A 9,849-nucleotide genomic window follows, 5' to 3' on the forward strand; every position below is an offset into this window, starting at 1 on the left:
GTTTTCCCCTTCGAGACGTCACGGAAAGTGACACGTTCCGGTTGTCGGGAGGTCGGAAGGGGACGGAGATCGGCCGATCATCGCACCGGTCGGCGTGGCGTGGCGGGATCCGCCGCGCACGGCCCGAGGGACCCGGCCGCCGTCACTCCCCGGGCCACTCCGGCTTCCGCTTCTCGTTGAACGCCGCCACGCCCTCCGCCCGGTCGCCCGAGAAGGCCACCGACCGCCAGGCCGCGTCCTCGACCTCCAGGCCGGCCCGCAGGTCGAGGCCGTGGCCGAGCCGCATCGCCTTCTTGGCGGCCCGCAGGCCGACCGGCGAGTTCGCCGCCATCCGGCCCGCCAGTTCGAGCGCGGCCGTCCGCGCGTCCTCCGCCAGCACGTCGACCAGGCCCAGCTCGCGCGCCTCGGCGGCCTCCACCCGTCGGGCGGTGAAGACGAGTTCGGCGGCGCGCGCCGCGCCCACGCGGCGCGGCAGCAGCTGCGTACCGCCGCCGCCGGGGATGACGCCCACCGAGACCTCGGGCAGGCCGACGACGGCGGTGGCGTCGGCCACGATCACGTCGCAGGCGAGGGCCAGCTCGTAGCCGCCGCCCAGGGCGAAGCCGTGCACGGCGGCGACGGTCGGCATCGGCAGGTCGAGCACGCCCGTGTACGCGGCGCGGGCGGTCGGGCGCTGGCGGACGAGTTCGGCGTCGGTGAAGGAGTTCCGCTCCTTCAGGTCGGCGCCGACGCAGAAGGCCCGGTCGTGGGAGGAGGTCAGGACGGTGACGCGGGCGGAGCTGTCGGCGGCGAGCGCCTCGCAGGCGGCGGCGAGGGAGCGGGCCATCTCGGAGGAGACCGCGTTCATCGCCTTGGGCCGGTCGAGGACGAGCTCCGCCACGTGCCCGTCCCGCCGGACCACCACGAACTCACCAAAACGCTGCTCGGACTGCTCGGACTGAGCGGACATGCTGAGGCCCTCCCGGTTAACGACGGTTCACCGGGATCCTAGGTGGGACGGCGGCTCAGGAGCCAGGGTTCGATCATGCCGAGACCGCGCACGGGGCGCTGCCACATCGGCTGGAGGGCGAAGCGGTACGAGGCGGCCTTGCGGCCCTCCTTCGCGGCGCGGGCGGCCTCCTCCGCCGCCTCCGCCTCGGAGACGGGTGCTTCACCGGTCCTGGTCAGCTCCTCGGCGAGGGCGCTGTCGACCAGGACGGCGTCCTTCGGCGCTATCGAGGTGAGGCGGCTGGCCAGGTTGACGGTGGTGCCGAAGACGTCACCCATGCGGGTCGTCACGGTGCCGAAGGCGATGCCGACGCGGAGGGCCGGCATGGTCTCGTCGTGGCTGAGGGTCTCGATGAGCCGCAGGGCGATCTCGGCGGCGATGCCGGCGTCGTCCGCCGCGTACAGCACCTCGTCGCCGAGGGTCTTGATGAGCCGGCCGCCGTGCGCGGCGACGAGGTCGGCGCAGGTGGTCTCGAAGGCCTCGACCAGTTCGCCGAGCTCGGCCTCCTCCAGGCGGCGGGTGAGCCGGGTGAAGCCGACCAGGTCCGCGAAGCCGACGGCGAGCCGGCGGTCGACCATCTCCTCGTCGTCCTGCGCCTGCACGACCCGGCCGGTGGCGGCGGCGAGCTGGCGCCGCCAGACGTAGATGAGGAACTCCTCCAGCTCGGGCAGGAGCAGCTCCACCAGGGGGTACGTGACCTCGGTGCGGGTCATGCCGGGCTCGGGCGGCTCGGTGAGGTCCTCCAGGAAGGAGTCGATCTGCCACTCCGCGAGCCGGGCGGTGGTCTGTCCGGTGGAGCGGGCCACCTGGACGGCCATCGGCTCGCTGAGCAGCCCGGCCTCGACCAGACCGGCGAGGCGGCGCAGGGCCAGCACGTCGGCCTCGGTGAGCGCCTTGGCCTGACCGATGTCCGCGAATCCCATCGCGCGCCAGAAGCGGGAGGCCAGCTCCATGGAGACGCCGGCGGTGCGGGCGGCCTGGAAGGGGGTGTAGCGGCGGTCGGCGCCGAGGATCAGCTGTTCCAGGCGGATGGCCAAGGGGTCGTCGGACGGCTCGGCCGTGTGGTCGACGGCATGGTGGGGGGTGGGGTAGGTGGGCTGCTCGGGCGGCTCGGCCCCGCCGTCCGAGTTCTCGTCGTCGACGGTCACCGGCCGCCTCCTGCCCGTTCCCTGCCCACTTGCCCTGCCGATCTGTCGCCTGGATCGCGCTCCACGATACGACAGGTGTGGGCTGGCTCACGCCCGAACCGCCCCCGGCCCCCCCGACCGGGCCCTTGGGGAGCGTGCCCGCCGCCGCCCAGGTCAGGCGGCGCGAGGCGTACGGAACGCGGCGCCGGGGCGGCTGCGGTGCGGCTCGGGGCCGAATGGCCCGCACGCGCGCGTGCGCCCGGCCCAGCAGTCCGTGGCTCCTCGGTCGGCCCGGCCCGAGGAGGCCACGCGCGCGTGCGCCCGGTCCCGGGCCCGTACCGCGGGACCGGGGAGCGCGTCAGGCCGTCGCGCGGACGTGGACGATGTCCCCCGCGCCGACCGCCTCCGTACCGCCGCCCTCCGTCGCCACGACCAGGCGGCCGTCGCCGTCCAGGGCGATGGCCTCGCCTTCGAGCATCCGTTCGCCGGGAAGGTCGGCGCGGACGCGGCGGCCGAGGGTGGCGCAGCCGGCGGCGTAGGCCGCCTGGAGCCCGGAGGCCTCGGGGTCGCCACCCGCCCGGACCCAGTCGCCGTACCACTGGGCGAGAGAGCGCAGGACGGCCCGCAGGAGGGTGTCGCGGTCGGTGGAGACGGCGTCGGCGAGGAGCAGGGAGCCGGCGGTGGGGACGGGCAGTTCGTTCTCACGGAGGGTGACGTTGATGCCCAGGCCGATGACGACGCCGTCGGGTCCGGCCCGCTCGGCGAGGATGCCGCCGGTCTTGCGTTCCTCGCCGCCGACGGAAACCAGGAGGTCGTTGGGCCATTTGAGGGACAGGTCGACGCCGGCCGCCCGGCCGAGTCCGGCCGCGGCGGCGACACCGGTGAGGAGCGGGAGCCAGCCCCACCGCTCGGCGGGCACGTCGGGCTTGAGGAGGACGGACAGGAAGAGGCCGGAGCGGGCGGGCGCCGACCAGGTGCGGTCGAGGCGGCCGCGGCCGTGAGTCTGTTCCTCGGCGACGAGCACCGCGCCCTCGGGCAGTTCGCCGGCGCGGGCGGCGAGGTCGCTGTTGGTGGAGCCGGTGGTGGCGACCACGTCCAGCGAGGTCCAGAGCCCGCCGGGGAGCACGAGCGCGCGGCGCAGGGAGGTGGCGTTCAGGGGCGGCCTGTCGAGGTCGGACCAGGGTCCGCCGGAGCCTTGGGAGGACGTCATGCAAGCCAGACTAGGTGTGGCAAAGACCGCACTGCGCGGCCGTATCGGCGCCGATACGCTACGGGTCAGTAGGCCAGCAGTAGCCCATTCGTAGTCAACGAACCCCCCGTGACCAGGCAGGGAGCCGCATCCCGATGTCCGAGCCGGCAGAGCAGTACGAGATCGACATTCACACGACCGCGGGCAAGATCGCGGACCTCAAGCGCCGTATCGACGAGGCCACCCACGCCGGCTCGGAGCGTGCGGTGGAGAAGCAGCACGCGAAGGGGAAGCTGACCGCCCGGGAGCGGATCGCGCTGCTCCTGGACGAGGGCTCCTTCGTCGAGCTGGACGAGCTGGCCCGCCACCGGTCCACCAACTTCGGCCTGGAGAAGAACCGTCCGTACGGGGACGGCGTCGTCACCGGCTACGGCACGGTCGACGGCCGTCCGGTCGCCGTCTTCTCGCAGGACTTCACGGTCTTCGGCGGCGCGCTCGGCGAGACGTACGGCCAGAAGATCATCAAGGTCATGGACTTCGCCCTGAAGACGGGCTGCCCGGTCATCGGCATCAACGACTCCGGTGGCGCGCGCATCCAGGAGGGCGTGAGCGCGCTCGGCATGTACGGCGAGATCTTCCGCCGCAACACCCACGCCTCGGGCGTCATCCCGCAGATCTCGCTGATCGTCGGCCCCTGCGCGGGCGGTGCGGTGTACTCCCCCGCGATCACCGACTTCACGGTGATGGTCGACCGCACGTCGCACATGTTCATCACCGGGCCGGACGTCATCAAGACGGTCACGGGTGAGGACGTCGGCTTCGAGGAGCTGGGCGGCGCCCGTACCCACAACACCACCTCGGGCGTGGCGCACCACCTGTCGGGTGACGAGAAGGACGCCGTCGAGTACGTCAAGCAGCTGCTGTCGTACCTGCCGTCGAACAACCTGTCGGAGCCGCCCGCCTTCCCGGAGACGGCGGACACCGAGGTGAGCGACGAGGACCGCGAGCTGGACACGCTCATCCCGGACTCGGCGAACCAGCCGTACGACATGCACAAGGTCATCGAGCACGTCGTGGACGACGGCGAGTTCCTGGAGACGCAGGCGCTGTTCGCGCCGAACATCGTCACCGGCTTCGGCCGGGTCGAGGGCTTCCCGGTCGGTGTCGTCGCCAACCAGCCGATGCAGTTCGCCGGCTGTCTGGACATCAACGCCTCGGAGAAGGCGGCCCGGTTCGTCCGCACCTGCGACGCCTTCAACATCCCGGTCCTCACCTTCGTGGACGTCCCGGGCTTCCTGCCGGGCGTGGACCAGGAGTACGGCGGCATCATCCGGCGCGGCGCGAAGCTCATCTACGCGTACGCCGAGGCGACGGTCCCGCTGATCACGGTCATCACCCGGAAGGCCTTCGGCGGCGCCTACGACGTCATGGGCTCCAAGCACCTCGGCGCGGACCTCAACCTGGCGTGGCCGACGGCGCAGATCGCCGTCATGGGCGCGCAGGGCGCGGTGAACATCCTGCACCGGCGGACGATCGAGGCCGCCAAGGACGAGGACGAGGCGGCGGAGGTGCGCGCCCGGCTCATCCAGGAGTACGAGGACACGCTGCTCAACCCGTACACGGCGGCCGAGCGCGGGTACATCGACGGGGTGATCCTGCCGTCCGACACGCGGTCGCAGATCGTCAAGGGGCTGCGTCAGCTGCGCACCAAGCGGGAATCCCTGCCTCCGAAGAAGCACGGCAACATCCCGCTCTAGGCTCCGGGAGGACCACAGATGATCAAGGTCGTACGAGGAAATCCCACGCCGGAGGAGCTGGCCGCCGCACTGGCGGTGGTCCAGGCGCGGGCCGCCGCCGTGGCGGCGGCCGCCGAGGGCACCGGCCCCGCCGTGCCGGAGGGCTGGTCGGACCCGTCCCGTATCGCGCGTTCGGTACGGCACCGGCCCGGGCCGCGCGCCTGGGCGCGGTCCTACTGGCCCGCCTGAACCCCGCGCCGCCCCCGGCGGTGAGCGACGGAAGGCCGGACTCCCCGAGGGGGTCCGGCCTTCCGCGTGCCCAAAGCGGGCTCACCCGCGGCGGAGGAAGAGGCCCGCGAGCACGGCTCCGGCGGCGACGATCCCGGCGTTGACGAGGACCGCGAGGCCGATGCCGTCGAGGAGCACGGGGGCGGTGACGACGACGGCGCTCATGATCGGCGTGCCCATGGTGATGCCGATCTGCTGGGTCATGGTGGCGAGGCCGGTCGCCATGCCCTGCTCCTCGTCGGGGAGGCCGGAGGTGGCGGTGACCATGAACCCGACGATCGCGAGCATGTTGCCGACGCCGCCCGCGAAGGTCGCCGCGAGGAGCAGCCACAGTCCGTCGCGGCCCTCGCCGAGGCCGTAGAGGGCGAGGGTGGCGGCGGCCTGGAGGAGACCGCCGGTGACGAGGGCGGAGCGGGCCCCGAACCGGCCGATGAAGCGGGAGGCGAGGACCCCGCCGAGGATCGTGCCGGCGCCGAGGACACCGAAGGAGAGGCCGGCGGCGAGCGGGGAGAAGCCCAGGACGTCCTGGAGGTAGAGGGTCATGAGGAAGACCAGCGAGGTCTCGGTGACGAAGGCGACCAGTCCGGCGAGGTTGCCCCAGACGACGGTCCGGCGGCGCAGCACCCGCAGGGGGACGAGGGGGGCCGTGGCCCGCCGCTCGACCAGACCGAAGGCGGCGAGCAGAACGGCTCCGGCGGCGAGGGCGGTGAGCGCGGTGGGGTCGGTCCAGCCGTGTTCGCCGGCGACCGTCAGGCCGTAGACGAGGGCGAGGAGGCCGCCGGTGACGGTGACGGCGCCGGGGACGTCGAGGCGCGGCCGGCCGGCCGGGCGGCTCTCGCGCAGGACGGCGGGCGCGACGAGGACGACGGCGAGGGCGACGGGCACGTTGATGAAGAACGCCCAGCGCCAGGAGAGCAGGTCGGTGAGGACGCCGCCGAGGATCGCGCCGGTGGTGAAGCCCGCCGACATCAGCGCTCCGTTGAGGCCGAGGGCGCGGGCGCGCAGCGGGCCCTCGGGGAAGGAGGCGGTGAGCAGGGAGAGCCCGGCGGGGGTGACGGCGGCGGTGGCGAGGCCCTGCGCGACGCGGGCGGCCATCAGCATCTCGGGGCCGGTGGCCAGGCCGCCGACGAGCGAGGAGACGCCGAGTACGGCCATGCCGCCGAGGAAGACACGGCGGCGGCCGAGGAGATCGGCGATCCGGCCGAAGAGGAGCGTGAAGCCGGCGGCGGCGAGCGCGAAGGCGGTGGCGATCCACTGGAGGCCGCCGAGACTGAAGCCGAGGCCCTGGCCGATGACGGGGAGGGCGACGTTCAGGATCGAGAAGTCGACGGCCAGCATGAACTGGGCGAGGAGGAGGACGACCAGGACGAGCCGCATGCGGCCGGTCATGCGGGTGGGCTCCGCCGGCGCGGACGCGTCGGCGGGGGCGGGTGCGGTGGAGGCGGGTTCGGTGGAGGCGGGGAGATCCAGGGCAGCCATGCGTACGACCCCTTAATGGGAAGCGAGTTCCGTTAAGATGTCCCGTACCGTAGCAGAGCCGAAGGTATTAATGGAACAGGAGACCCGTTTGAGTGAGACCCGGCCGGCCTCGCCCGGCACCCAGCGCCCCGGCGGCCGCACCGCCAAGGTGCGCAGGGCCGTCCTCGACGCCACCCGCGACGCGCTCGCCGAGACCGGCTTCCACACCCTCCAGATGGACCGCGTCGCCGCCGACGCGGGCGTCGGCAAGACGACCGTCTACCGGCGCTGGGGCACCCCCGTGGGTCTGGTCACCGACCTCCTCCACGACATGGCCGAGCAGTCCCTGCCCGCCTCCGACACCGGCAGCCTGGCGGGCGACCTGCGCGCCAACGCCGCTCTCGTACGCGAGACCCTCACCGACCCCCGCATGGGCGCCGTCTTCCGCGCGGTCATCGCCGCCGCGTCCTGCGACGAGGAGTGCGCCCGCGCGCTGGCCGGCTTCTACCGGACCCGGCTCGCCGAATGGGCCCCGGTCGTCGTCCGGGGCGTCGCACGCGGCGAGGCCCCGGAGGGGACCGACCCCACGGAGCTGCTGCGGGCGGTCTCGGCCCCGCTCTACTACCGCTTCGCGGTCACCGGGGAGGAGGTCACCGCCGACGTGGCCGAACGGGCGGTGGCGGCGGCCCTGGCGGCGGCGCGGGCGGGGGTGTTCGTCCACGCGTAGTCCCCCGGTGGTCACCCGGGACCGGGACGGCTGAGTATCCGTACTCAGGCGCTCCGGCCCTCCCCGGCCGGAGGATCGGACCATGCTGTGGTCCGACCCCAAGAACCAGCCGCCGAAGTTCATGCGCGAGATGCAGGCCATGCTCCGCCGGGCGGGCGTGCTGCTCGCCCTGGCGATGGTCGTGGCCATGTTCGCGGTGAGCGCGCGCTAGTCTTCTGAGTCAGGAATTCTGTTCAGATGTATAAGCTTGGCCTGTGGCACGTACCGGGCGGCCGAAGGCCGAGTTGATCCTGTCGGGTGAGGAACGGGCCGCACTCGAGGGGTGGGTGCGGCGCCGTTCCACGCCGCAGGCGTGGGCCTTGAGGTGCCGGATCATCCTGGCCTGCGCCGAAGGTGCTTCAAACAAAGACGTGGCGGCACGCCTCGGCTCGACTCCCCACGCGGTGGGCCGCTGGCGGGCGAGGTTTGTCGAGCACCGGATCGCCGGCCTGGGCGACATGCCGCGTCCGGGTGGCCCGCGGACGGTGACGGACGAGCAGGTGGCCGCACTGGTTTCCAGGACGCTGGAGTCCACCCCGAAGAACGCGACCCACTGGTCGACGCGCTCGATGGCGAAGGAACTGGGCCTGTCGCAGTCGACCGTGTCGCGGATCTGGCGGGCTTTCGGTCTGCAGCCGCACCGTTCGGAGTCGTTCAAGCTGTCGACCGATCCGTACTTCGTCGACAAGGTTCACGATGTCGTCGGCCTCTATCTGGACCCGCCCGAGCGGGCCCTGGTGTTCTGCGTGGACGAGAAGTCGCAGATCCAGGCCCTGGACCGCTCGCAGCCGGTGCTGCCGATGATGCCCGGCGTCCCGCAGAGGACCACCCACGACTACGTCCGGGCCGGCACCACCACTCTGTTCGCCGCTCTGGAGGTGGCCACCGGCAAGGTGATCGGCTCCCTGCACCGGCGCCACCGGGCCGAGGAGTTCAAGAAGTTCCTCATCAAGCTCGACCGGGAAGTGCCGGACGGCCTCGAGGTCCACCTGGTGCTGGACAACTACGCCACCCACAAGACCCCGGCCATCAAGACCTGGCTGCTGGCCCACCCCCGGTTCCACCTGCACTTCACACCGACCGGGTCGTCCTGGCTCAACCTGGTGGAGCGGTGGTTCGCCGAGCTCACGAACAAGCAGATACGGCGAGGCGTCCACAAGACCGTCCAAGCTCTGGAGCAGGACATCCGGACCTGGATCGCCGCATGGAACACCGACCCAAAGCCCTACATCTGGACCAAGACCGCAGACGAGATCCTCGAACGCCTCGCCTCATATCTGAACAGAATTCCTGACTCAGAAGACTAGGGGGTGTCCGTGAAGTCGCGCCTGGCCCGGGATCGCCACACGGACCGGTGCCGGGCCTTCGCCGGCCCGTCGCGGCGGCGGTATGTGAGACGGCGAGCCGCGACCGGCCCCCGCCCCGAGGCCGGGGCCTCACGGGCGGGTGACCTGATCACCGTCCGAGGCGGCGGCCCACCGCCCCTGGACGAGGCGCCGCGATCACCCCTCGGAGGCGGCGGCCCCGGGCCACCCGTGGCGGAGGCGCCCTCACCGCCGCGCGGCGCCCCGGCCGGCCCGGACGGCCCGCCCCGGCCGGACGGCGAGGACGGCGGCCCCCGGCGTCCCGGCCCGTGAGCGCGCGTCAGGCGCCCGGCCCCCTCGGCCGATTAGGCTGGGGACCATGACTGCTGAGCTTCGCCGTGTCGTCCTCGCCTCCGCCTCCCCCGCCCGGCTCGGGCTGCTCCGGCAGGCCGGACTCGCCCCCGAGGTCATCGTGAGCGGGGTCGACGAGGACAAGGTCCAGGCCCCCACCCCGGCCGAGCTCGCGCTCACGCTCGCGGAGGCGAAGGCAGCCCATGTGGCCGCCCGGCCCGAGGTGTTCGGCGCGCTCGTCATCGGCTGCGACTCGGTCCTGGAACTGGACGGGCAGGCCCTCGGCAAGCCGGCCGACGCCGAGGAGGCCACCGCGCGCTGGAAGGCGATGCGCGGCCGGGTGGGCGTCCTCCAGACGGGTCACTGCGTGTACGACACGGCCGCCAAGCGCTTCGAGTCGGCGACGGCCTCGACCGTGGTCCGCTTCGGCGAGCCGACGGACGAGGAGATCGCGGCGTACGTGGCGAGCGGCGAACCGCTCCACGTGGCGGGCGCGTTCACCCTGGACGGGCGTTCGGCGCCGTTCATCGAGGGCATCGACGGCGACCCCGGCAACGTGATCGGCCTGTCGCTGCCGCTGCTGCGCAGGCTCCTCGCGAAGCTGGACGTACGGATCACCGACCTCTGGGCCTGACGCTCAGA

The 9,849-nt window shown here is 72.7% G+C and carries 10 protein-coding genes; 6 read left to right on the forward strand and 4 right to left on the reverse strand.

All coding sequences use genetic code 11. The annotated features are described in order from the left end of the window. Nucleotides 1-142: 142 nt before the first annotated feature. The 3 genes from RIF68_RS15570 to RIF68_RS15580 form a co-directional block, all read right to left on the reverse strand. Nucleotides 143-949 carry an enoyl-CoA hydratase-related protein gene (locus RIF68_RS15570; RefSeq protein ID WP_309051845.1) on the reverse strand — a complete coding sequence of 269 codons (807 nt, stop codon included), beginning with the start codon at nucleotides 947-949 and terminating at the stop codon, nucleotides 143-145. 38 nt (nucleotides 950-987) lie between these two features. Continuing rightward, on the reverse strand, nucleotides 988-2,136 hold the full coding sequence (locus RIF68_RS15575; RefSeq protein WP_309051846.1) for an adenylate/guanylate cyclase domain-containing protein: 1,149 nt from the start codon (nucleotides 2,134-2,136) through the stop codon (nucleotides 988-990). Nucleotides 2,137-2,473: 337 nt separating this feature from the next. Continuing rightward, entirely contained in the window at nucleotides 2,474-3,325 is an 852-nt protein-coding gene (locus RIF68_RS15580; protein ID WP_309051847.1) for a biotin--[acetyl-CoA-carboxylase] ligase, read from the reverse strand. Nucleotides 3,326-3,459: 134 nt separating this feature from the next. Between RIF68_RS15580 and RIF68_RS15585 the strand changes: the two genes are divergently transcribed. Both RIF68_RS15585 and RIF68_RS15590 read left to right on the forward strand, forming a co-directional pair. Continuing rightward, nucleotides 3,460-5,061, forward strand: coding sequence for an acyl-CoA carboxylase subunit beta (locus tag RIF68_RS15585; RefSeq protein WP_309051848.1), 1,602 nt, complete (start codon nucleotides 3,460-3,462; stop codon nucleotides 5,059-5,061). A gap of 18 nt (nucleotides 5,062-5,079) precedes the next feature. Then, nucleotides 5,080-5,289, forward strand: a complete 210-nt coding sequence (locus RIF68_RS15590; protein ID WP_309051849.1) for an acyl-CoA carboxylase subunit epsilon — start codon at nucleotides 5,080-5,082, stop codon at nucleotides 5,287-5,289. 81 nt (nucleotides 5,290-5,370) lie between these two features. Here the strand turns inward: RIF68_RS15590 and RIF68_RS15595 are convergent, their stop codons facing one another. After that, the gene (locus RIF68_RS15595) at nucleotides 5,371-6,807 is read right to left on the reverse strand and encodes an MFS transporter (RefSeq protein WP_375165705.1); all 1,437 of its coding nucleotides are present in this window, start codon (nucleotides 6,805-6,807) and stop codon (nucleotides 5,371-5,373) included. Nucleotides 6,808-6,877: 70 nt separating this feature from the next. Here RIF68_RS15595 and RIF68_RS15600 point away from each other — a divergent pair, with 70 nt between their 5' ends. The 4 genes from RIF68_RS15600 to RIF68_RS15615 all read left to right on the forward strand — a co-directional run bounded on the left by RIF68_RS15600 (nucleotide 6,878) and on the right by RIF68_RS15615 (nucleotide 9,841). Further along, on the forward strand, nucleotides 6,878-7,513 hold the full coding sequence (locus RIF68_RS15600; RefSeq protein ID WP_309051850.1) for a TetR/AcrR family transcriptional regulator: 636 nt from the start codon (nucleotides 6,878-6,880) through the stop codon (nucleotides 7,511-7,513). Between the two features lie 82 nt (nucleotides 7,514-7,595). After that, nucleotides 7,596-7,724, forward strand: coding sequence for a morphogenic membrane protein MmpB (mmpB, locus tag RIF68_RS15605; protein ID WP_309051851.1), 129 nt, complete (start codon nucleotides 7,596-7,598; stop codon nucleotides 7,722-7,724). A 43-nt stretch (nucleotides 7,725-7,767) separates the two neighbouring features. Beyond that, the gene (locus RIF68_RS15610; RefSeq protein ID WP_309051852.1) at nucleotides 7,768-8,859 is read left to right on the forward strand and encodes an IS630 family transposase; all 1,092 of its coding nucleotides are present in this window, start codon (nucleotides 7,768-7,770) and stop codon (nucleotides 8,857-8,859) included. 376 nt (nucleotides 8,860-9,235) lie between these two features. After that, nucleotides 9,236-9,841, forward strand: coding sequence for a nucleoside triphosphate pyrophosphatase (locus RIF68_RS15615; RefSeq protein ID WP_309051853.1), 606 nt, complete (start codon nucleotides 9,236-9,238; stop codon nucleotides 9,839-9,841). Nucleotides 9,842-9,849 lie beyond the last annotated feature (8 nt).

The sequence above is a fragment of the Streptomyces sp. genome (assembly GCF_031178505.1).
GTDB lineage: Bacteria > Actinomycetota > Actinomycetes > Streptomycetales > Streptomycetaceae > Streptomyces > Streptomyces gulbargensis.